This is a genomic window from Streptomyces sp. NBC_00086 (genome assembly GCF_026343255.1).
Lineage (GTDB): Bacteria > Actinomycetota > Actinomycetes > Streptomycetales > Streptomycetaceae > Streptomyces.
In genome coordinates, this window is the sequence record NZ_JAPELZ010000001.1 from 3,040,172 (window position 1) to 3,061,510 (window position 21,339).

Consider the following 21,339-nt stretch of genomic DNA (forward strand, 5'->3'; position numbering starts at 1 on the left):
CCGGGGCTCCCCGCCGTCCGTCTGTGCTTCGTCGGGGTGCAGCTGTGGTGCCGGGGGATCAGGCGGCCGAGCCGGCCTTCCACTCCGCCCAGCCCATGTTCCAGCCGTTGAGGCCGTTGTCCGGCTTGATGGTCTTGTCCGGGGAGTTGACGACCGTGACGACGTCTCCGATGAGGGAGTTGTCGTAGAACCAGGCCGCGGGCTGGTTCGGGTCGTTGGCGCCCTTGGCGTCGTTCAGGCCGACACAGCCGTGGCTGGTGTTGGCGCTGCCGAAGACCGAGTCCGGTCCCCAGTAGTTGCCGTGGACGAAGGTGCCGGAGGTCGACAGGCGCATCGCGTGCGGCACGTCCTTGATGTCGTACTCGCCCTTGCCGTCGTCGTCCGTGAAGCCGACGGTGGCGCCGTTCATCCGGGTCTCCTTGAACTTCTCGGAGATCACCATCTGACCGTTGTAGGTCGGGTTCTCCGGGGAGCCCGCCGAGATCGGGATGGTCTTCAGGACCGCGCCGTCCCGGGTGACCGTCATCTTCTTCGTCTTCGCGTCGACCGTGGAGACCTGGCTCCGGCCGATCTTGAAGGTGACGGTCTTGCTCTGCACGCCCTGGATGCCCGGGCCGCCCTGGACCCCGTCCAGCGCCAGCTTCAGGGTGACGGTGGAACCGGCCTGCCAGTACTTCTCCGGGCGGAAGTCCAGCCGCTGCGTGCTGAACCAGTGGCCCACGACCTCCTGGCCGCTGCTGGAGGTGACGGTGATGCCCGCCTGGACGGCCTTCTTGTCCTTGATCGACTTGTCGAAGGTGATGGAGACCGGCATGCCCACGCCGACGGTCTGGCCCGCGTCCGGGATGAAGGAGCCCACGAAGCTGTTCTGCGGGGAGACGGTGGTGAAGGAGGCGTTCTCGTGCGCCTCGCGGCCCGCCTCGTCCTTCGCGGTCGCCGACAGCGCGTACTTCGTCGAGCGCTTCAGCGCTCCGTCCGGCTTCCAGCTCTTGCCGTCGGCGGCTATCTTGCCCGGCACCGCCGTGCCCTCGGAGCTCTTCAGCTCGACCTCGGTGAGCGTGCCTTCACTGACGGCCACGTTGGCCGAGTCGTTCAGGCCGATGTTGGTGGCGCCGTCCTTGGGCGTGATGGCTATCTTGGCCTTGGAGGCGTCCTTGGCCGCAGCCGCGTCCACGTCCGCCTGGGACTTGGCCGATGCCTCCCCGCTGGCCTGCGGCTTCTTCGCGTCACCGTCGTCGCCGCCGCATCCCGCGAGCACCAGTACGCCGCCGAGTACGGCGGATATGGCCACCAGGGACCTTCTCCGCCGCTTGCTGTCCGTCCTCACACGCCACTCCATCGTTGCCGGAACCCCGAATTCCCCGGGCAGGGGGCATGACCCCCCTGCCTCGTCCTGACAACGCATTACACCCCGAGGTGTTGCCACATTCCGTTCGAATGTGGTCAACCCCACCGTCAGGCGTTGTCAGTCTCTTCTTCGAGCTCCCCATCTTCCTCGTCGAGGTCCCACTCCATGGACTCGGGGTCGTATTCCACGGGCTCGCTGCTCCAGGAGGCCTGCGCGAGCTCCACGCCGGGGATGCCCGCGACCAGGTCAGTGGGGTCCACCAGGTAGGCCAGAGCCTCCGACTCGTCCTCCCGGACGGCCGCCTCGGCGTGGCCGCGCTCCTCGTCCGGCATGAACTCGTCGGCCTTGATGTGCGCGAGGGCGGCTCCGGTGAGCGCGTCGACGTCCGGCACTTCAAGTACCAAATCCACCCGAAGGCGTACGTATCGTGAGGTCTCAGAAGGGTTCATACGACGGAGAGTAATCCCGTGGCAGCCCCGGCTTTCCCACGACCCGCCCCTTTCCGTAGCATCACCGCACGGGGCCAATTCGCTGCTGCCACAAGGGGGATCGCACCGTGTCCGCACGCCGATCAACACTCACCGCTCTCGGAGCGACCACCCTCCTCGCCGCCCTGTGGTTCGTCCCCTCGGCGGGCGCCGCACCCGAGCACGCGAAGGGCGCCTCCGGCGCGCCCACCGCCGCGAACACCCGGGTCCAGGCCGCCTCGGCGCCCGCGCCCGCCCTCGCGCTCGCCGACACCGGCGGCGTGGACACCACGCCCTACCTGCTCGGCGGCACGCTCTTCCTGGGCGCCGGGGCCGGCTTCGTGGCCTTCTCCGTACGCCGCTCGCGCACGGTGTAAGGACCGCAGGACACACGAAAGGGGTGCGGCCCCGGGGATGTCCCCGGGGCCGCACCCCTTCCGCACGCTCGAACCACTTCCCTCAGGCGAGGGGGCCGGTGACGGCCTCGACGGCGTCCACGAGTGCACCCGAACGGACGAAGGCGTCCGCGGCGGCCAGGTCGGGCGCGAGGAAGCGGTCCGGCCCGGGACCCTCCACGCCCGCCGCACGCACCGCCGCGATGGCGGCCCGGCTGGCCGGCGCCGGGGTGAGCCCGTGGCGCAGCTCGATGGCGCGGGTGGCCGCGTACAGCTCGATCGCGACGATCCGGGTGAGGTTGTCGACGGCGGTACGGAGCTTGCGCGCGGCCGACCAGCCCATCGAGACGTGGTCCTCCTGCATGGCGGAGGAGGGGATCGAGTCGGCGGAGGCGGGAACCGCGAGCCGCTTCATCTCACTCACGAGTGCGGCCTGCGTGTACTGGGCGATCATGAGCCCGGAGTCCACGCCTGCGTCGTCCGCGAGGAACGGCGGCAGGCCGTGGCTGCGGTTCTTGTCGAGCAGCCGGTCGGTGCGCCGCTCGGCGATGGACCCGAGGTCGGCGGCCGCGATGGCGAGGAAGTCCAGGACGTACGCGACCGGGGCGCCGTGGAAGTTCCCGTTGGACTCCACGCGCCCGTCAGGCAGCACGACCGGGTTGTCGACGGCGGAGGCCAGCTCGCGGGAGGCGACGAGGGCGGCGTGCGCCATGGTGTCGCGGCCCGCGCCGGCGACCTGCGGGGCGCAGCGCACGGAGTAGGCGTCCTGGACGCGCGGGGCGGACTCCTCCTGGAAGTGCCCGGTGAGCCCGGAGCCCTTCAGGACGGCGGCCATGTTCGCGGCGGAGGCACCCTGGCCGGGGTGCGGGCGGATGGCGTGCAGCTCGGGCTGGAGCACCTTCTCGGTGCCGAGCAGCGCCTCCAGCGTCAGCGCGGCGGTGATGTCGGCGGAGGTGTACAGCTTGCCGAGGTCGGCGAGGGCCATGACCAGCATGCCGAGCATGCCGTCGGTGCCGTTGAGGAGGGCGAGGCCCTCCTTCTCGCGGAGCTCGACGGGGGCGATCCCGGCCTCGGCGAGCAGCTCCCCGGCGGGCCGCACGGTCCCGTCGGGACCCTCCGCGTCCCCCTCGCCCATCAGCGCGAGCGCGCAGTGCGAGAGCGGGGCGAGGTCTCCCGAGCAGCCCAGCGAGCCGTACTCGTGCACGACGGGGGTGATCCCGGCGTTGAGCACGTCGGCCATCGTCTGCGCGACGGACGGCCGGACGCCGGTGTGCCCGGAGGCGACGGTCTTCAGCCGCAGGAACATCAGCGCACGCACGACCTCGCGCTCGACGCGCGGGCCCATGCCGGCGGCGTGCGAGCGGACGATGTTGCGCTGGAGCTGCGCGCGCAGCTCGGGGCTGATGTGCCGGGAGGCGAGCGCCCCGAACCCGGTGGACACCCCGTAGACGGGCTCGGGCTTCGCGGCGAGCGCTTCCACGATCTCCCGGGCCCGCCCGAGCGCGGCGACGGCCTCGCCGGAAAGCTCGACGCGGGCGTTGCCGCGGGCGACCGCGATCACGTCTTCGGCGGTGGTCCCGGACGTTCCCACCACGACAGTGTGCATATCCATATTCAGCACCCTACGGACTGAATCCCTTCATGTCACTCCTTCTTGACGCGGAGCTCTTCGCCCCGCGCAGCGGCAAGGGTCGCTGCGCGGACTCCGCCCCGCGCAGCGGCCCGCCTGCGGCCAGGGGGGCACGCACAAAGGCCGGGCCGAGGGGCACGCACCGCACCCGCCACCGGAGCAGGGCAGGGCAGGGCAGGCGGGGCCGGGCATCGACCACCCGGCAGGGCAGGAGCAGAGGCGTCGGCCGGCCGCCCAGGCCGGGCCTAGGCCCGCCCCCGGAAGCGCCGCCGCTCCCCCGGCCCCCCGGGCTCCGCGTCGGCGAGCCGGACCACCGCGGTGTCCCGCCCCGCCACCACCGGCTTCGCCGACCGCGCCGCCTTCGCCTTGTACTGCGCCGCGTCCGCCAGCCGGAACAACCGCCGGGAGGATTTCACCGGCCCGATCGGGTCCCCCGTGGAGGCGACCCCGCAGGCGACCCCCTCCCCCAGCTCCAGCTCGGCGGCCCGCAGGCACACCTCCTCGGTGACCCGTACCACCTCGTCCGCCGAAGGCCCCACGCTGACCAGGCAGAACTCGTCCCCACCCAGCCGCGCGACCAGCGCGCCCGGCAGCATCGCCCCGCACAGACTGAGCACGGAGCCGAACCGTTCCAGCAGCCGGTCGCCCATCGCGTGGCCCAGGGTGTCGTTGACCTTCTTCAGGCCGTTCAGGTCGCAGACGACCAGACTCACCACCACATCGGCCCCACCCCTGCGGTGCTCCTCCAGGGCCTCGTCGAGCCGCATGTCCACGGCCCGCCGGTTGGCCAGCCCGGTCAGGGGGTCGGTGAAGGCGAGCCGCCGGGCCTCCTCCAGCCGGTCGCTCTGCGCCAGCCCGGCCGCGATCACCGCCGCGAGCACTTCTCCGAACTCCGCGTCGTCCTCGTCGAAGTCCGCCATGCCCTCGTCGCGGGCCACGTACAGCTCGCCCCAGGCCCGCCCGCTCAGCACGATCGGGGCGACCACGCACGTGCCGCGCCCGCGCCGCCGCAGCGCCTCGCCGCGGCGTCCCGGCCGGTCCCCGACCGCGCTGTCCACCCAGGCGTGGGGGCCTCCCCCACCGACCCAGCGCTCGTGCAGGAACTCCGTGATCTCGGGGAAATCGTGCACGGGGTACGACTCGTCCTCGGGGAACTCCTCCTCCCCGTCCCGGCGCTCCCCCTCGTTCACGAGCACCCGCAGGCGCCCCCGCTCCCGCTCCCACGCGGAGATCGCGGCGAACGATCCGTCCATCGCCAGCCTCGCCCCGCGCGCGGCGGCCCGCACACTGTCCCGCGGCGCGCACGCGGCCGCCATGGCCTGCGCGAGGCCCACAACGGCTCGAAGCCGCCCGTCAACACCCATCACCCCAGGTTAGGGAGTTTTGTCCGATTTAGTGACAATTGGCGCGACATTCGGTGGTACCAAGATCACGCCGGGTCACGATCGGCCTCACACCCCGGGCCACTCCGGCTTCCGCTTCTCGTTGAACGCCGCCACGCCCTCCGCCCGGTCGCCCGAGAAGGCCACCGTCCGCCACGCCGCGTCCTCGATCTCCAGCCCGGCCGTCAGGTCCATGCCGTGCCCGAGCCGCAGCGCCCGCTTCGCGGCCCGCAGCCCGACCGGGGAGTTCGCCGCCATCGCCGCCGCCATCGCCAGGGCGGCCTCGCGGTCCGACCCCGCCGGCACCACCGAGTCCACCAGGCCCAGATCCAGCGCCTCCGCCGCCTCCACCCGCCGCGCGGTGAAGATCAGCTCCGCGGCCCGCGCCGCACCCACCCGCCTCGGCAGCAGCTGCGTACCGCCGCCGCCCGGGATCACCCCCACGGACACCTCGGGCAGCCCGACGACGGCCGTCTCGTCGGCCACGATGACATCGCAGGCGAGGGCCAGCTCGAAGCCGCCGCCCAGTGCGAACCCGTGCACCGCCGCGATCACCGGCATCGGAAGCTCCAGCACGCCCCCGTAGGCACCCCGCGTGGTCGGCCGCTGCCGCAGCAGCTCGGCGTCCGAGAAGGAGTTCCGCTCCTTGAGGTCCGCACCCACGCAGAACGCCCTCTCGGCGGTCGAGGAGAGCACGACGACCCGTACCGAAGCATCCGCGGCCAGCTCCGCACACGCGGCGCCGATCCCCCGCGCCATCTCGGTCGACACGGCATTCATCGCCTTGGGCCGATCCAGAACCAGCTCGGCGACGCCACCCTCATGTCGGTGCACAACCACGAATTCGGACACAGGGCGACCCTCCCGGTTAACGAACGTTATCCCGGGATCTTAGGGCTCCGCCGCGTCAGCGACCAGGGCTCCACCACACCGAGGCCGCGCACCGGGCGCTGGAACATCGGCTGGAGTGCGAAGCGGTAGGCGCCGCCGCCCTCCTCGTTCTCCGCTTCCTTCTCCGAGACCGGCGCCGCGCCCGTGCGGCCCAGTTCCTCGGCCATCGCGCCGTCCACCAGGACCGCGTCCTTCGGCGCTATCGACGTCAGCCGCGAGGCCAGGTTCACCGTGGTCCCGAAGACGTCGCCCATCCGGGTGGTCACCGTCCCGAAGGCGATGCCCACGCGCAGCTCCGGCATCTGCGGATCCGCTTCCATCGTCTCGATCAGCCGCAGCGCGATCTCCGCCGCCGTCGCCGCGTCGTCGGCGCAGTACAGCACCTCGTCGCCCAGCGTCTTGATCAGCCGGCCGCCGTGCGCCGCCACCAGGTCCGCCGAGGTCGTCTCGAAGGACTCGACCAGCTCGCCGAGCTCCTCCTCCTCCAGCCGCCGGGTCAGGCGCGTGAAGCCCACCAGGTCGGCGAAGCCCACCGCGAGGCGCCGGTCGACCATCTCCTCGTCGTCCGCCACCTGCACGACCCGCCCGGTCGCGGCCGCGAGCTGGCGCCGCCACACGTAGACGAGGAACTCCTCCAGCTCCGGCAGCAGCAGCTCGACCAGCGGGTACGTGACCTCCGTACGGGTCATCCCCGGCTCCGGCGGCTCCGTCAGGCCCTCCAGGAAGGAGTCGATCTGCCACTCCGCGAGGCGGGCCGTGGTCTGCCCGGTGGACCGCGCCACCTGGACCGCCATCGGCTCGCTCAGCAGCCCCGCCTCGACGAGGCCGGCGAGCCGGCGCAGCGCCAGTACGTCGGCCTCCGTCAGGGCCTTGGCCTGGCCGATGTCCGCGAAGCCCATGGCCCGCCAGAAGCGGGAGGCGAGCTCCATCGAGACCCCGGCGCTACGGGCCGCCTGGAAGGGGGTGTACCGGCGCTCGGCGCCCAGGATCAGCTGTTCCAGGCGGATGGCGAGCGGGTCGGCCGTCGGCTGCGCCGTGTGGTCGACCTCGTGGTGGGGAGTGTGCTGCTCGCGCCCGATCGGGGTGGCGTGGACCCCGGAACCGCCCGAGCCTGCCGAGCCGCCGGAGCCGCCCGCACCGCCCGTCGCCGTTCCAGGGGCGGGCGCGCTGGACTGAGGGTCGTCGACGGTCAAGGGCCGCCTCCTGTCCATTGCCGTGCGCACTGCCGAACCGGGTGATCACCGGGAGGACCGGGATCGCCTAAACCATACGGCAGGTGTGCCGTAGCTCACTCCCCTACTCCGTGACCCGGGGCGGTCCCCGCGCGGGCTACCGCACGGACCGCAGATGGACGACGTCCCCTGCCCCCACGGCCTCGTGCTTGTCCTCGGCCGTCCGTACGACGAGCCGTCCGTCGGTGTCCACCGCTTCGGCCGTCCCGGTGAGGGTGCGCCCGCCCGGCAGCTCGGCCCGCACGTGCTTGCCGAGGGTCGCGCACCCCGCCGCGTACGTCTCCTGCAGACCGCTGGCCGCCGGGTCGCCGCCGGCCGCGCGCCAGTTCCCGTACCACTGCTCCAGGGAGCGCAGTACGGCCCTGAGCAGCGGGTCCCTGTCGGTGACGGTGGCCTTGGCCAGGAACAGCGACCCGGCGGTGTCCACCGGCAGCTCGGCGTCGGTCAGCGTCACGTTGAGCCCGATCCCGACGACGACCCCGTCGCCCACGCGCTCGGCCAGGATCCCGCCGGTCTTGCGCTCCTCCCCGTCCACGGTGACCAGCAGGTCGTTGGGCCACTTGAGGGCGGTGTCCACGCCGGCGGCGCGCGAGAGCCCGGTGGCGGCGGCCACCCCGGCCAGCAGCGTCAGCCAGCCCCACCGCTCCTGCGGCACCGAGGGCCCGGGCTTCAGGAGTACGGAGAAGAACAGTCCTGACCGCGCGGGCGCGACCCAGCTCCGGTCGAGCCTGCCCCGCCCGGCGGTCTGCTCCTCGGCGACGAGCACGGCCCCCTCGGGCAGCTTCGCGGCCCGCGCGGCGAGATCGCTGTTGGTGGACCCGGTGGACCCCACCACCTCCAGCGAGCTCCACAGCCCCTCGCCGGTCACGAGGGCCCGCTGCAGCGCGGCAACGTTCAAGGGCGGCCGGTCCAGACTCGACCAACGGCCCGCCGCACCTGCTGAAGCATCTGATGACATGATCGGATCCTTATGTCGCTATGTCGCTGTATGTGACCCTCTGACCCGAGATTGCATACGGATCGTGATCGACCCTAGCGTCCGGGCTGTGGGGGATTCTCCGGTAAAGAGGGCGTTCAGGTTTCGTTTCTACCCTGATGACGCGCAGGCGACAGAGCTGTCAAAGACATTCGGGTGCACGCGGAAGGTGTACAACCTCGCACTGGCCGCCCGTAACGACGCCTGGGCCCGCCGGGAACGCATGAACTACGGCCAGACCTCGGCCCTGCTCACCGCCTGGAAGCAGTCCGATGAACTCTTCTACCTGACCGAGGTCTCCTGCGTACCGCTTCAACAAGCGCTGCGGCACCTACAGAGCGCCTTCACCGCGTTCTGGGGACGCCGGTCCGGATACCCACGCTTCAAAGCCAAACGAAGGCACCGGGCAAGCGCCGAGTACACCCGCTCCGCGTTCCGCTACCGGAACGGGGAGCTCACCCTCGCCAAGATGTCGAGCCCCCTGCCCATCGTCTGGTCGCGCCGCCTTCCGGAAGGCACGGAGCCGACCACGGTGACCGTGTCCCGGGACTCGGCCGGCCGCTGGTTCGCCTCCCTGCTCTGCGAGGACATCCCGGCCCCCATGCCCGCCACCACCGCCGCGGTCGGGATCGATGCCGGCCTGACGGCCCTGGTCGCGCTCTCCACCGGCGAGAAGCTCTCCAACCCAAGGCACGAGCGCGGCGACCGGGAGCGGCTAGCCCGCGCACAACGGGCACTGTCGCGAAAGGAGAAGGGCAGCAGCAATCGGGCCAAGGCCCGCATCCGCGTAGCCCGCATCCACGCCCGGATCGCGGACCGCCGCAAGGATCACCTGCACAAACTGACGACTCGACTCGTGCGCGAAAACCAAACGCTCGTAATCGAGGATCTCGCCGTCCGCAACATGCTCAAGAACAACAAGCTCGCCCGCGTCATCTCGGACGCGGCCTGGCGCGAGCTGCGGAGGATGCTGGAGTACAAAGCGGCCTGGTACGGACGCGAGCTGGTCGTCGTGGATCGGTGGTTCCCCAGCTCGAAGCTGTGCTCAGCCTGCGGCGTCATCGCTACCGCGATGCCGTTGAACGTCCGCACGTGGACCTGTGAGGGTTGCGGTGTCGTTCACGACAGGGACGGCAACGCAGCCGCCAATCTCCTGGCCGCCGGGTCGGCGGTGTCTGCCTGTCGAGCGGACGGAAGACCTCCCCGGGGACCCTCCCGGCAGGCGGTCCGCAGTGAAGCAGGAATCCCGCCCGCGAGGGTCGGGACGAGGCCCCCTAAGGGGGACGGCGAGGCCAAGCAACCCAGATTAGGTGTGTCAAACGCCGCACCGCCGAGCGCCATGCCCGCCGATACGCTACGCACCGGTAGCTAGTAAAAACCAAGTACGTCACCAGGCAGTTGACACCACGCAGGGAGCCGCGACCCCGATGTCACAACCGTCAGAGCCGATCGACATGCACACCACCGCGGGGAAGATCGCGGATCTGCAGCGCCGCATCGAGGAAGCCACGCACGCCGGGTCCGGGCGGGCGGTGGAGAAGCAGCACGCCAAGGGCAAGCTGACGGCGCGTGAGCGAGTGGCCCTGCTGCTGGACGAGGGGTCCTTCGTCGAGCTGGACGAGTTCGCCCGGCACCGTTCGACGAACTTCGGGCTGGAGAAGACCCGGCCGTACGGCGACGGCGTCGTCACCGGCTACGGCACCGTCGACGGGCGGCCCGTCGCCCTGTTCTCGCAGGACTTCACCGTCTTCGGCGGGGCGCTGGGCGAGGTCTACGGCCAGAAGATCATGAAGGTGATGGACTTCGCGCTGAAGACCGGCTGCCCGCTGATCGGGATCAACGACTCCGGTGGCGCCCGCATCCAGGAGGGCGTCAGCGCCCTCGGCATGTACGGCGAGATCTTCCGCCGCAACGTCCACGCCTCCGGGGTGATCCCGCAGATCAGCCTGGTCGTCGGCCCGTGTGCCGGCGGGGCCGTGTACTCCCCGGCCATCACCGACTTCACGGTCATGGTCGACCAGACCTCGCACATGTTCATCACCGGCCCGGACGTCATCAAGACCGTCACCGGCGAGGACGTCGGCTTCGAGGAGCTGGGCGGGGCGCGTACGCACAACAGCACGTCCGGCGTCGCGCACCACATGGCGGGTGACGAGAAGGACGCCATCGAGTACGTCAAGTCGCTGCTCTCCTACCTCCCGTCGAACAACCTCTCGGAGCCCCCGGCCTTCCCCGAGGAAGCCGACACCGAGGTCACCGAGACCGACCGCGAGCTCGACGTGCTGATCCCGGACAGCGCGAACCAGCCGTACGACATGCACAAGGTGATCGAGCACGTGCTCGACGACGCGGAGTTCCTGGAGACCCAGTCGCTCTTCGCGCCGAACATCCTCACCGGCTTCGGCCGCGTCGAGGGGCACCCGGTCGGGGTCGTCGCCAACCAGCCGATGCAGTTCGCCGGCTGCCTGGACATCGACGCCTCCGAGAAGGCGGCCCGCTTCGTCCGGACCTGCGACGCGTTCAACATCCCGGTGCTGACCTTCGTCGACGTGCCGGGCTTCCTGCCGGGCACCGACCAGGAGTACAACGGAATCATCAGGCGCGGCGCCAAGCTGATCTACGCCTACGCCGAGGCGACCGTCCCCCTGATCACCGTCATCACCCGCAAGGCCTTCGGCGGCGCCTACGACGTGATGGGCTCCAAGCACCTGGGCGCCGACCTCAACCTCGCCTGGCCGACCGCGCAGATCGCCGTCATGGGCGCGCAGGGAGCGGTCAACATCCTGCACCGCCGGGCCATCGCCGAGGCCGAGGAGGCCGGCACCGCCGAGGAGACCAGGGCGCGGCTCATCACCGAGTACGAGGACGCGCTGCTGAACCCGTACACGGCCGCCGAGCGCGGGTACATCGACGCGGTGACCATGCCGTCCGAGACCCGGGCGCACGTGGTGAAGGGACTGCGGCAGCTGCGCACCAAGCGGGAGTCCCTGCCCCCGAAGAAGCACGGCAACATCCCGCTCTAGCAGGCACGAGGAGCTCATAGTGGTGATCAAGGTCGTCAAGGGGAACCCGACCCCCGAGGAGCTGGCCGCCGCACTGGCGGTGGTCCGAGCGCGCGCGGCGGCCCTCGCGTCGGAGCCGTCGGGCGCGGAGCGGGTGAGCGACGCGTGGTCGGCGCCGGGCCGGGTGGCCCGCCGCACCCTGCCGCACCCCGGGCCGGGCGCGTGGGGCCGTACGTACTGGCCCTCTTAGCCGGGCACGTTCCCGCGCAGCCGGGCACAAGTGAAGATGGCGTGAACTGCCCGTGGCGCCTGAGTACCCGTACTCAGGCGCCACGGGCGTGCTCCGGGACAGGATCGGGGCATGCTCTGGTCAGACCCGAAGAACGAGCCGCCCAAAGACATGCGCGACGCCGAGGCGATGGTCCGGCGGATGACGGTGATCGTCGTCATCGCGATGGTCGTCGTGGTGTACGTGCTGGGCGTGGGCGGTTTCTGAAGCCTGCCCTCGAAGCACCGCGGCCCGTACCCCCGGGCCGCCCCTACGATGGCGGGCATGACTGCTGCCCCCCGCCACGCCCTCGTCCTCGCCTCCGCTTCGCCCGCCCGGCTGAACCTGCTGCGGCAGGCCGGGCTCGCCCCGCACGTGATCGTGAGCGGCTTCGACGAGGACGCCCTGACCGCCGACTCCCCCGCCGAGCTGGCGCTCGCGCTGGCCGAGGCGAAGGCCGCCGTCGTGGCGGCCCTGGACGAGGCCGCGGGGGCCCTGGTGATCGGCTGCGACTCCGTGCTGGAGCTGGACGGCGAGGCGCTGGGCAAGCCGGCGGACGCCGAGGAGGCCACGGCCCGCTGGAAGTCGATGCGCGGGCGCGCCGGGGTGCTGCGCACCGGGCACTGCGTGATCGACACGGCGAGCGGCGCGAAGGTTTCGGCCACGGCGTCGACGACGGTCCGCTTCGGCGAGCCGACGGACGCCGAGGTGGCGGCGTACGTGGCGAGCGGGGAACCGCTGCACGTGGCGGGGGCGTTCACCCTGGACGGGCTGTCGGCCCCGTTCATCGAGGGAATCGACGGGGATCACGGCAATGTGATCGGGATCTCCATGCCGCTGCTGCGCTCGCTGCTGGCCGAACTGGGCTTTTCGATCACGGACTTGTGGGCCTGACGTCCCCGGGCTTGCCGAAGTCGCCGAAGTCGGCGAGCGGGTGGCCCGGCGGCGCGTCCCGGATCTCGGGCCGCTCGTCCGGGGCGTCCGGGCCCGCGAAGCCGTCCAGGGGGCCGCTGGAGCCCTCCGCGGGGCCGCCCGCGCCGTCTGCGGCCCCGCCCGCGCCCTTGGCCGCGTAGAGCGTCAGGCTCAGCACCAGCAGGCAGAGGATCAGCATCATCACCGCGAAGGCGCCCCAGCCCACCAGGCCGACGACGAGGGCGCCGAGCAGTCCGTGGGTGACGGCGGCGCTGACGAGCAGCACGCGCGCGAAGCCGCTCAGGGCCCGGTCGCGGACCGCGGCGATGACGAGGAACACCGCGCAGGCCAGCAGGAACACGGCCATGCCGGCACCGAGCGCATAAGTTGCCTTGGACATGACATCCGGATCGCCGCCCGCGATGGACATGGACTGGTTCTCGGTGGTCCGTCCCAGGACGAGGTGGACGAAGCCGAGCACCGCCGCCTCCACGACGAGAACGACCGCGGTCGCTCCGGCCACGGATCTCCGCAGCACCACTCCACCCACACCGCTCACACCAGCCACGACGCCCCCACCCCGCATACACAAGCCCGTTCGACGCCTGGAGGCTACTAACGGGTAAACCTTCGGACAAGGGGCCCGGACCGCTTCGTTACGGTCGGGCTGCCGTACGGCGTCGGCCCGGTGCCGACGCCGCGCCCGCGCAAGGAATGCATGGGCCGTTCGTAGGGATTCGACAAAGAATCACCCCGGGCGGCTGACCCGGCGAACAGAGACCCCGGACACACGGCAGGGTTACTGTGCAGTCGGGGATCCCCCTGACATGGGGCGCCACAAGGCTTTTATCGACCCGGGGTCGACTCGGATAACAGTCCGTGTGGGCAAGGTCACCACCGGGGAAGGGTCGAAAGGCCGTGTGGGCTGTCCCTAAACTCAGCTTGTTTCAAGGAGGGAGCCATCGTGCGCAAGGTGCTCATCGCCAACCGTGGCGAAATCGCAGTCCGCGTTGCTCGGGCCTGCCGGGATGCCGGGATCGCGAGCGTAGCCGTCTACGCCGACCCGGACCGGGACGCTCTGCACGTCCGCGCGGCCGACGAAGCTTTCGCGTTGGGCGGTGACACCCCGGCCGCCAGCTACTTGGACATCTCCAAGATCCTGCAGGCCGCAGCCGACTCCGGTGCGGACGCCATCCATCCCGGATACGGCTTCCTTTCCGAGAACGCCGAATTCGCGCAGGCCGTCATCGACGCGGGCCTGATCTGGATCGGCCCGCCGCCGCAGGCGATCCGCGACCTCGGTGACAAGGTCGCCGCCCGCCACATCGCGCTGCGCGCCGGCGCCCCGCTGGTGGCCGGCACCCCGGACCCGGTCTCCGGGTCGGACGAGGTCGTCGCGTTCGCCAAGGAGCACGGCCTGCCGATCGCGATCAAGGCCGCCTTCGGCGGTGGCGGTCGCGGTCTGAAGGTCGCCCGGAACATCGAGGAGATCCCGGAGCTCTACGACTCCGCCGTGCGCGAGGCCGTCGCCGCCTTCGGCCGCGGCGAGTGCTTCGTCGAGCAGTACCTCGACAAGCCCCGCCACGTGGAGACCCAGTGCCTGGCCGACTCCCACGGCAACGTGGTCGTCGTCTCGACCCGTGACTGCTCGCTGCAGCGCCGCCACCAGAAGCTGGTGGAGGAGGCCCCGGCGCCGTTCCTGACCGAGGCCCAGAACGCCGAGCTGTACGCGGCGTCGAAGGCGATCCTGAAGGAAGCCGGCTACGTCGGCGCCGGCACCGTCGAGTTCCTCGTCTCCGCCGACGGCCTGATCTCCTTCCTGGAGGTCAACACCCGCCTGCAGGTCGAGCACCCGGTCACCGAAGAGGTCACCGGCATCGACCTGGTGCGCGAGATGTTCCGCATCGCCGACGGCGAAGAGCTCGGCTACGGCGACCCCGTCCTGCGCGGTCACTCCTTCGAGTTCCGCATCAACGGCGAAGACCCGGGCCGCGGCTTCCTCCCGGCACCGGGCACCGTCACCAAGTTCGCCCCGCCGACCGGTCCGGGCGTCCGCCTGGACGCGGGCGTCGAGTCCGGCTCGGTCATCGGCCCCGCCTGGGACTCCCTGCTCGCCAAGCTCATCGTCACGGGCGCCACCCGCGAGCAGGCCCTGCAGCGGGCGGCCCGCGCGCTGGCCGAGTTCGAGGTGGAGGGCATGGCCACGGCCATCCCGTTCCACCGTGCGGTCGTCGTCGACCCCGCCTTCACCGCGGACCCGTTCACGATCCACACCCGCTGGATCGAGACCGAGTTCGTCAACGAGATCCCCGCGTTCGTGGTCCCCGCCGCGGACGACACCGAGGACGAGCCCGGCCGCGAGACGGTGGTCGTCGAGGTCGGCGGCAAGCGCCTGGAGGTCTCCCTCCCGTCCTCGCTGGGCATGACCCTGGCCCGTACGGCCGCTGCGGGCGGCGCGAAGCCGAAGCGCCGCGCGGCCAAGAAGTCCGGCCCGGCCGCCTCCGGCGACACCCTGGCCTCGCCCATGCAGGGCACGATCGTGAAGGTCGCGGTCGAGGAGGGCCAGCAGGTCAACGAGGGCGACCTGATCGTCGTCCTCGAAGCAATGAAGATGGAACAGCCGCTGAACGCCCACCGCTCGGGCACGATCGTGGGCCTCGCGGCAGAGGTCGGCGCGTCGCTCACCTCCGGCGCGGCCATCTGCGAGATCAAGGACTGACGTCCTGGACGGGGCGTCCGGGGCTCGCGCCCCGGACCCCGCGCCTCAAACGCCGGCGGGGCTGGACGCATCCAGCCCCGCCGGCGTTTGAGGCGATCTTTTCAAGGGCGCCGCAGGCGGCCTACCGGCGCCGCATGTCCGCGACCCGCGCCCGCTCCGCCTGCTGCTCGTGCAACGGCGCCCCCGCGCTGCGGAGCTGGGCCGTCGGCCCACCGCGACGCTGGACGGGGAGCGGAGACTCCCGGCGCGGACGCCGCCCGGCCATCGACTCCCCACCGCCGGAGGCACTGGCCCCGGCCACGGTGATCTGCACGCCCTGGTCCGCCAGCGCCTGCAGCTCCGTACCGGCCCGGTCGTCGTGCGGCGGCGGCTCGTCCGTCACCAGACGGGTGATCACATCGGTCGGCACGGTCTGGAACATGGTGTCCGTCCCGAGCTTCGTGTGGTCGGCCAGGACCACCACCTCCGCCGCGGCCTGCACCAGCGCCCGGTCCACGCTCGCGGAGAGCATGTTGGAGGTGGACAGCCCGCGCTCGGCGGTCAGACCGCTGCCGGACAGGAAGGCCCGCGAGACCCGCAGCCCCTGGAGGGACTGCTCGGCGCCGCTGCCGACCAGCGCGTAGTTGGAACCGCGCAGGGTTCCGCCCGTCATCACCACTTCCACCCGGTTCGCATGGGCCAGCGCCTGTGCGACGAGCAGGGAGTTGGTGACGACGGTGAGTCCGGGCACCCTGGCGAGCCGGCGGGCCAGCTCCTGGGTGGTGGTGCCCGCGCCGACGACCACGGCCTCGCCTTCTTCGACGAGTCCGGCCGCGACATCGGCGATGGCGGTCTTCTCCGCCGTCGCGAGATGGGATTTTTGCGGAAAGCCGGATTCTCGCGTGAAACCGCCCGGCAGTACCGCACCGCCGTGCCGGCGGTCGAGGAGTCCTTCTGCCTCCAGTGCCCGCACGTCCCGCCGTACGGTCACTTCGGAGGTCTGGACGACGCGGGCGAGCTCCCGGAGCGATACCGCTCCGTTGGCCCGCACCATTTCGAGGATCAATTGGCGACGTTCTGCAGCGAACACGAAACTGACAGTAACCCGGGTGACCGTCTGCTTTCAGCTCCTTGCGCCGGAATTCCGAAGTTGTCCATACCGTGGGGCAGTTAGTGGTATACGGGGTCGGCCCGCCGCGCACTTGCTCCGCGACGGGCCGACCATTCACTCCAAAGCCCTTGCTCACAAGGGCCGTTATCGGTACTTACGCCTCGTCGGAGGACTTCCGCGTGTGCAGCTGGCGGGCGACCTCGGCGATCGAACCGGACAGCGAGGGGTACACGGTGAACGCGTTTGCGATCTGCTCGACCGTCAGGTTGTTGTCGACGGCGATCGAGATCGGGTGGATGAGCTCGCTCGCGCGCGGCGAGACGACCACGCCGCCCACGACGATCCCGGTGCCGGGCCGGCAGAACATCTTCACGAAGCCGTCCCGGATGCCCTGCATCTTGGCGCGCGGGTTGCGCAGCAGCGGGAGCTTCACGACACGGGCATCGATCTTGCCCGAGTCCACGTCGGCCTGGGTGTAACCGACGGTGGCGATCTCGGGGTCGGTGAAGACGTTCGAGGAGACCGTCTTCAGGTTCAGCGGGGCCACCGCGTCGCCGAGGAAGTGGTACATCGCGATGCGCCCCTGCATGGCGGCAACCGAAGCCAGCGCGAAGACCCCGGTCACGTCGCCGGCCGCGTACACGCCGGGCGAAGAGGTACGGGAGACCTTGTCGGTCCAGATGTGCCCGGACTCCTTGAGCTTGACCCCGGACTCCTCCAGGTTCATGTTGCCCGTGTTCGGGATCGCGCCGACCGCCATCAGGCAGTGCGTGCCGGAGAGGACCCGGCCGTCGGAGAGGGTGACCTCGACCCGGTCGCCCACCCGCTTCGCGGACTCCGCGCGGGAGCGGCCGATGACGTTCATGCCGCGGCGCCGGAAGACGTCCTCCAGCACGGCGGCGGCGTCCGGGTCCTCGCCGGGGAGCACCCGGTCGCGGGAGGACACGAGGGTCACCCGGGAGCCGAGGGCCTGGTACGCGCCGGCGAACTCGGCGCCGGTCACGCCGGAGCCGACCACGATGAGCTCCTCGGGGAGCTCCTCCAGGTCGTAGACCTGGGTCCAGTTCAGGATCCGCTCGCCGTCGGGCATCGCGTCCGGGATCTCGCGGGGGTGCCCGCCGGTCGCGATGAGCACCGCGTCGGCGGTCAGGATCGTCTCGGATCCGTCGGCCGCCGTGACGATGACGTCCCGCGTCCCGTCGATGCCCTGCGGGCCGCCGAGCTTGGCGCGGCCCCGCACGACGCGGGCGCCGGCCCGGGTGACGGACGCGGTGATGTCGTGGGACTGGGCGAGCGCCAGGCGCTTGACGCGCCGGTTCACCTTGCCGAGGTCCACGCCGACGACGCGCGCGGCCTGCTCGATGTGCGGGGTGTCGTCCGCGACGACGATGCCCAGTTCCTCGTACGACGAGTCGAAGGTCGTCATGACCTCGGCGGTCGCGATGAGAGTCTTGGAGGGCACGCAGTCGGTGAGCACCGACGCGCCGCCCAGACCGTCGCAGTCCACGACGGTCACCTCCGCGCCGAGCTGGGCCCCTACGAGGGCCGCCTCATACCCGCCGGGTCCGCCGCCGATGATCACGATCCGGGTCACGAAAACTCCGCCTCACGTCTACCCGGCCGGCTGCCGCCCCGGCCGGGGCTTCCGGGGGGTCTCCCCGGGGGATGCATTCCGTACGTCATTGTCCCGCACGCATCAAGGTGCTTCACGCCCGGTCCCACCATCCGGGACGCGGGCCCCGTACGCGGCCGGGAGCGCAGCGGGGGCCGCCCCTCCCGTACCCTCGACCTCATGTCGCTCTACGCCGCGTACGCCGGCAACCTCGACCCGCGGCTGATGACGCGCCGCGCTCCGCATTCGCCGCTGCGCGGAACGGGCTGGATCAACGACTGGCGGCTGACCTTCGGCGGCGAGCAGATGGGCTGGGAGGGCGCGCTGGCGACGATCGTCGAGGCTCCGCGCCACCAGGTCTTCGTCGCGCTGTACGACGTGGCCCCGCTCGACGAGGACTCGATGGACCGGTGGGAGGGCGTCGGGCTCGACATCTACCGCCGCATGCGGGTGCGCGTGCACACGCTGGACGGCGAGGAAGCGGCCTGGGTGTACGTCCTCAACGGCTACGAGGGCGGCCTGCCCTCGGCCCGCTACCTGGGCGAACTCGCCGACGCGGCCGAATCCGCGGGCGCCCCGCACGACTACGTGATGGAACTGCGCAAGCGACCCTGCTGAATCCGGCCCCACTGGCCATATACGACCCCACAGGCCACATCCGGCCCCGCAGGCCAAATCCAGCCCCGCCGGCGTTTGAGGCGCGGGGTCCGGGGCAGAGCCCCGGCAACGGCGCCGCACGGCCCCCACGCACCCCGCCCGGGACAATTGGTCGGAAACGACAAGGCAACGATCCGAATACCGTGAGCTGCGCCATCTACGCGCGTAGGAGAAGAGCGGCTACGCTCTTCCGCGTGAACGCATCTGTTACCGACCCCTTCGCCGCCGCCGACGCCGCCGCCGCCCGCCTGCGCGAGCTGACCGGCGCCGAGACCCACGATGTCGCCCTCGTGATGGGCTCCGGCTGGGCCCCCGCCGCGGAGGCGCTCGGCGCGCCCGAGGCCGAGTTCCCGGTCACCGAGCTGCCCGGCTTCCCGCCCCCCGCCGTCGAGGGCCACGGCGGCAAGATCCGCTCGTACAAGATCGGCGAGAAGCGCGCCCTGCTCTTCCTCGGCCGGACCCACTACTACGAGGGCCGCGGCGTCGCCGCCGTCGCCCACGGCGTGCGCACGGCCGTCGCCGCCGGCTGCAAGACCATCGTCCTGACCAACGGCTGCGGTGGCCTGCGCGAGGGCATGAAGCCCGGCCAGCCGGTCCTGATCAGCGACCACCTCAACCTCACGGCCACCTCGCCGATCGTCGGCGCGAACTTCGTGGACCTGACCGACCTGTACTCGCCGCGCCTGCGCGCGATGTGCAAGGAGATCGACGAGACCCTCGAAGAGGGCGTCTACGTGCAGTTCCCCGGCCCGCACTACGAGACCCCGGCCGAGATCAACATGATCCGCGTCATGGGCGCCGACCTGGTCGGCATGTCCACCGTGCTGGAGGCCATCGCCGCCCGTGAGGCCGGCGCCGAGGTGCTCGGCATCTCGCTGGTCACCAACCTGGCGGCGGGCCTGTCCGGCGAGCCGCTGAACCACGAAGAGGTGCTCCAGGCCGGCCGCGACTCGGCCGCGCGCATGGGCAAGCTGCTGACCCAGGTCCTCGCCCGGATCTGAACGACGCACCGGACGACGGACGACGGACCGTACGAGAGGTAAGGCGGAAGTAGTGCAGGACGTGCAGGACGTGCAGGACGATCTGATCGCACGGGCCCGGGCCTGGATGGCCGAGGACCCGGACCCGGAGACGGCCGACGAGCTCGCCAAGCTCATCGAGGCCGGTGACACGACCGAGCTCGCGGACCGCTTCTCCGGCATGCTGCAGTTCGGCACCGCCGGACTCCGCGGCGAGCTGGGCGCGGGCCCGATGCGGATGAACCGCAATGTGGTCATCCGGGCCGCGGCCGGCCTCGCGGCCTACCTCAAGGCCCAGGGCCACGACGGCGGCCTGGTCGTCGTCGGCTACGACGCCCGCTACAAGTCGGCCGACTTCGCCCGCGACACCGCCGCGGTGATGATCGGCGCCGGGCTGCGCGCCGCCGTCCTGCCCCGGCCGCTGCCGACGCCCGTCCTCGCGTACGCCATAAGGCACCTGGGCGCCGTCGCCGGCGTCGAGGTGACCGCGAGCCACAACCCGCCCCGGGACAACGGCTACAAGGTCTACCTCGGCGACGGTTCGCAGATCGTCTCCCCGGCCGACGCGGAGATCGCCGCGCAGATCGACGCGATCGCCGCACTGGCCGACGTACCGCGGGCCGAGGACGGCTGGCAGGACCTCGGCGACGAGGTCCTGGAGGCCTACCTGGCACGCACGGACGCCGTCCTGACCCCCGGGTCACCGCGCGGCGTGCGGACCGTCTACACGGCCATGCACGGCGTCGGCAAGGACGTGGTCCTGGCCGCCTTCGCCCGCGCCGGCTTCCCCGCCCCGGTCCTCGTGGCCGAGCAGGCGGAGCCCGACCCGGCCTTCCCGACGGTGGCCTTCCCCAACCCGGAGGAGCCGGGCGCGATGGACCTGTCCTTCGCCACGGCCGCCCGGGTGAACCCGGACATCGTCATCGCCAACGACCCCGACGCCGACCGCTGCGCGGTGGCCGTCCCGGACGCCGCCTCGGCCTCCGGCTGGCGGATGCTGCGCGGCGACGAGGTCGGCGCGCTGCTCGCCGCCCACCTGGTGCACAAGGGCGCCACGGGCGTCTTCGCCGAGTCGATCGTCTCCTCCTCCCTCCTCGGACGGATCGCGGAGGCCGCGGGCGTGGGCTACGAGGAGACCCTCACGGGCTTCAAGTGGATCTCCCGCGTCGAGGGCCTGCGCTACGGGTACGAAGAGGCGCTCGGCTACTGCGTGGACCCCGAGGGCGTCCGCGACAAGGACGGCGTCACGGCCGCCCTGCTCGTCGCGGAGCTGGCCTCGGAGCTCAAGGAGCAGGGCCGCACCCTGACCGACCTGCTGGACGACCTGGCGATGGAGCACGGTCTGCACGCCACCGACCAGCTGTCGGTCCGCGTGGAGGACCTGTCGGTCATCGCCTCGGCGATGGCGGCGCTGCGCGCGGAGCCCCCGGCCTCGCTGGCGGGCCTGCGGGTCACCTCGGCGGAGGACCTGAACGAGGGCACGGCGACGCTCCCGCCCACGGACGGTCTGCGCTACTACCTGGAGGGCGACTACAAGGCCCGGGTGATCGTCCGCCCGTCCGGCACGGAGCCCAAGCTGAAGTGCTACCTGGAGGTCGTGGTCCCGGTGGCGGACGCCTCCGACCTGCTCCCGGCCCGCGCCCGCGGCCAGGAAGTCCTCGACGCGATCAAGAAGGACCTCGCGGCGGCGGCCGGCATTTAGCCGCTCGTTGCGAGGGCCCCCCGAGCCTCCGGCTCGG

The 21,339-nt window shown here is 71.5% G+C and carries 20 protein-coding genes; 10 read left to right on the forward strand and 10 right to left on the reverse strand.

The genetic code is table 11. From position 1 onward, the window contains the following. Window positions 1–58: 58 nt before the first annotated feature. Window positions 59–1,339 (reverse strand): Ig-like domain-containing protein, encoded by a 1,281-nt coding sequence (locus OG276_RS13325; protein ID WP_266905169.1) that lies wholly within the window; start codon window positions 1,337–1,339, stop codon window positions 59–61. 116 nt (window positions 1,340–1,455) lie between these two features. Next, window positions 1,456–1,740: a hypothetical protein gene (locus OG276_RS13330; protein WP_266905171.1), complete on the reverse strand. Its 285-nt coding sequence runs from the start codon at window positions 1,738–1,740 to the stop codon at window positions 1,456–1,458. Between the two features lie 164 nt (window positions 1,741–1,904). On the opposite strand from OG276_RS13330, the gene OG276_RS13335 reads away from it, so the two are divergent. Beyond that, complete coding sequence (locus OG276_RS13335) at window positions 1,905–2,192, forward strand: hypothetical protein (RefSeq protein WP_266905173.1); 288 nt, start codon at window positions 1,905–1,907, stop codon at window positions 2,190–2,192. An 82-nt stretch (window positions 2,193–2,274) separates the two neighbouring features. Here the strand turns inward: OG276_RS13335 and hutH are convergent, their stop codons facing one another. The 5 genes from hutH to OG276_RS13360 all read right to left on the reverse strand — a co-directional run bounded on the left by hutH (window position 2,275) and on the right by OG276_RS13360 (window position 8,303). Next, window positions 2,275–3,816 (reverse strand): histidine ammonia-lyase, encoded by a 1,542-nt coding sequence (gene hutH / locus OG276_RS13340; RefSeq protein WP_266912769.1) that lies wholly within the window; start codon window positions 3,814–3,816, stop codon window positions 2,275–2,277. 269 nt (window positions 3,817–4,085) lie between these two features. Next, the gene (locus tag OG276_RS13345) at window positions 4,086–5,204 is read right to left on the reverse strand and encodes a sensor domain-containing diguanylate cyclase (protein ID WP_266905175.1); all 1,119 of its coding nucleotides are present in this window, start codon (window positions 5,202–5,204) and stop codon (window positions 4,086–4,088) included. An 87-nt stretch (window positions 5,205–5,291) separates the two neighbouring features. Further along, entirely contained in the window at window positions 5,292–6,074 is a 783-nt protein-coding gene (locus OG276_RS13350; RefSeq protein ID WP_266905177.1) for an enoyl-CoA hydratase/isomerase family protein, read from the reverse strand. A 26-nt stretch (window positions 6,075–6,100) separates the two neighbouring features. Next, complete coding sequence (locus OG276_RS13355) at window positions 6,101–7,192, reverse strand: adenylate/guanylate cyclase domain-containing protein (RefSeq protein WP_266912771.1); 1,092 nt, start codon at window positions 7,190–7,192, stop codon at window positions 6,101–6,103. Window positions 7,193–7,442: 250 nt separating this feature from the next. Continuing rightward, window positions 7,443–8,303 carry a biotin--[acetyl-CoA-carboxylase] ligase gene (locus tag OG276_RS13360; protein WP_266905179.1) on the reverse strand — a complete coding sequence of 287 codons (861 nt, stop codon included), beginning with the start codon at window positions 8,301–8,303 and terminating at the stop codon, window positions 7,443–7,445. Between the two features lie 88 nt (window positions 8,304–8,391). On the opposite strand from OG276_RS13360, the gene OG276_RS13365 reads away from it, so the two are divergent. The 5 genes from OG276_RS13365 to OG276_RS13385 all read left to right on the forward strand — a co-directional run bounded on the left by OG276_RS13365 (window position 8,392) and on the right by OG276_RS13385 (window position 12,485). Beyond that, window positions 8,392–9,693: an RNA-guided endonuclease TnpB family protein gene (locus OG276_RS13365; protein ID WP_266912773.1), complete on the forward strand. Its 1,302-nt coding sequence runs from the start codon at window positions 8,392–8,394 to the stop codon at window positions 9,691–9,693. A gap of 55 nt (window positions 9,694–9,748) precedes the next feature. After that, window positions 9,749–11,344, forward strand: a complete 1,596-nt coding sequence (locus OG276_RS13370; RefSeq protein ID WP_266905181.1) for an acyl-CoA carboxylase subunit beta — start codon at window positions 9,749–9,751, stop codon at window positions 11,342–11,344. Window positions 11,345–11,363: 19 nt separating this feature from the next. Further along, window positions 11,364–11,573 carry an acyl-CoA carboxylase subunit epsilon gene (locus OG276_RS13375; RefSeq protein WP_266905183.1) on the forward strand — a complete coding sequence of 70 codons (210 nt, stop codon included), beginning with the start codon at window positions 11,364–11,366 and terminating at the stop codon, window positions 11,571–11,573. 111 nt (window positions 11,574–11,684) lie between these two features. Continuing rightward, a complete protein-coding gene (gene mmpB, locus OG276_RS13380; protein ID WP_266880764.1) occupies window positions 11,685–11,819 on the forward strand; it encodes a morphogenic membrane protein MmpB in 135 nt (44 codons plus the stop codon). A gap of 57 nt (window positions 11,820–11,876) precedes the next feature. Next, entirely contained in the window at window positions 11,877–12,485 is a 609-nt protein-coding gene (locus OG276_RS13385) for a nucleoside triphosphate pyrophosphatase (RefSeq protein WP_266905185.1), read from the forward strand. Here the strand turns inward: OG276_RS13385 and OG276_RS13390 are convergent. Next, complete coding sequence (locus OG276_RS13390; RefSeq protein WP_266905187.1) at window positions 12,466–13,026, reverse strand: hypothetical protein; 561 nt, start codon at window positions 13,024–13,026, stop codon at window positions 12,466–12,468. The two genes, OG276_RS13385 and OG276_RS13390, sit on opposite strands and share 20 nt — an antisense overlap. 441 nt (window positions 13,027–13,467) lie before the next feature. Between OG276_RS13390 and OG276_RS13395 the strand changes: the two genes are divergently transcribed. Continuing rightward, window positions 13,468–15,222, forward strand: coding sequence for a biotin carboxylase N-terminal domain-containing protein (locus OG276_RS13395; RefSeq protein ID WP_266905189.1), 1,755 nt, complete (start codon window positions 13,468–13,470; stop codon window positions 15,220–15,222). Between the two features lie 121 nt (window positions 15,223–15,343). Here the strand turns inward: OG276_RS13395 and OG276_RS13400 are convergent, their stop codons facing one another. Continuing rightward, window positions 15,344–16,291, reverse strand: a complete 948-nt coding sequence (locus OG276_RS13400; RefSeq protein WP_266905191.1) for a DeoR/GlpR family DNA-binding transcription regulator — start codon at window positions 16,289–16,291, stop codon at window positions 15,344–15,346. A 175-nt stretch (window positions 16,292–16,466) separates the two neighbouring features. Continuing rightward, window positions 16,467–17,906, reverse strand: coding sequence for an NAD(P)H-quinone dehydrogenase (locus OG276_RS13405; RefSeq protein WP_266905193.1), 1,440 nt, complete (start codon window positions 17,904–17,906; stop codon window positions 16,467–16,469). A 198-nt stretch (window positions 17,907–18,104) separates the two neighbouring features. Here OG276_RS13405 and OG276_RS13410 point away from each other — a divergent pair, with 198 nt between their 5' ends. The 3 genes from OG276_RS13410 to OG276_RS13420 all read left to right on the forward strand — a co-directional run bounded on the left by OG276_RS13410 (window position 18,105) and on the right by OG276_RS13420 (window position 21,302). Beyond that, window positions 18,105–18,542: a gamma-glutamylcyclotransferase gene (locus tag OG276_RS13410; RefSeq protein ID WP_112449900.1), complete on the forward strand. Its 438-nt coding sequence runs from the start codon at window positions 18,105–18,107 to the stop codon at window positions 18,540–18,542. 233 nt (window positions 18,543–18,775) lie between these two features. Next, complete coding sequence (locus tag OG276_RS13415; RefSeq protein ID WP_266905195.1) at window positions 18,776–19,582, forward strand: purine-nucleoside phosphorylase; 807 nt, start codon at window positions 18,776–18,778, stop codon at window positions 19,580–19,582. A 70-nt stretch (window positions 19,583–19,652) separates the two neighbouring features. Then, entirely contained in the window at window positions 19,653–21,302 is a 1,650-nt protein-coding gene (locus OG276_RS13420; protein WP_266912775.1) for a phospho-sugar mutase, read from the forward strand. Window positions 21,303–21,339 lie beyond the last annotated feature (37 nt).

Coding starts and splice junctions, on each gene's coding strand:
- OG276_RS13325 (WP_266905169.1), bottom strand. CDS start 1,339: ATGGAGTGGCGTGTGAGGACGGACAGCAAGCGGCGGAGAAGGTCCCTG.
- OG276_RS13360 (WP_266905179.1), bottom strand. CDS start 8,303: ATGTCATCAGATGCTTCAGCAGGTGCGGCGGGCCGTTGGTCGAGTCTG.
- OG276_RS13370 (WP_266905181.1), top strand. CDS start 9,749: ATGTCACAACCGTCAGAGCCGATCGACATGCACACCACCGCGGGGAAG.
- OG276_RS13410 (WP_112449900.1), top strand. CDS start 18,105: ATGTCGCTCTACGCCGCGTACGCCGGCAACCTCGACCCGCGGCTGATG.
- hutH (WP_266912769.1), bottom strand. CDS start 3,816: ATGCACACTGTCGTGGTGGGAACGTCCGGGACCACCGCCGAAGACGTG.
- OG276_RS13385 (WP_266905185.1), top strand. CDS start 11,877: ATGACTGCTGCCCCCCGCCACGCCCTCGTCCTCGCCTCCGCTTCGCCC.
- OG276_RS13345 (WP_266905175.1), bottom strand. CDS start 5,204: ATGGGTGTTGACGGGCGGCTTCGAGCCGTTGTGGGCCTCGCGCAGGCC.
- mmpB (WP_266880764.1), top strand. CDS start 11,685: ATGCTCTGGTCAGACCCGAAGAACGAGCCGCCCAAAGACATGCGCGAC.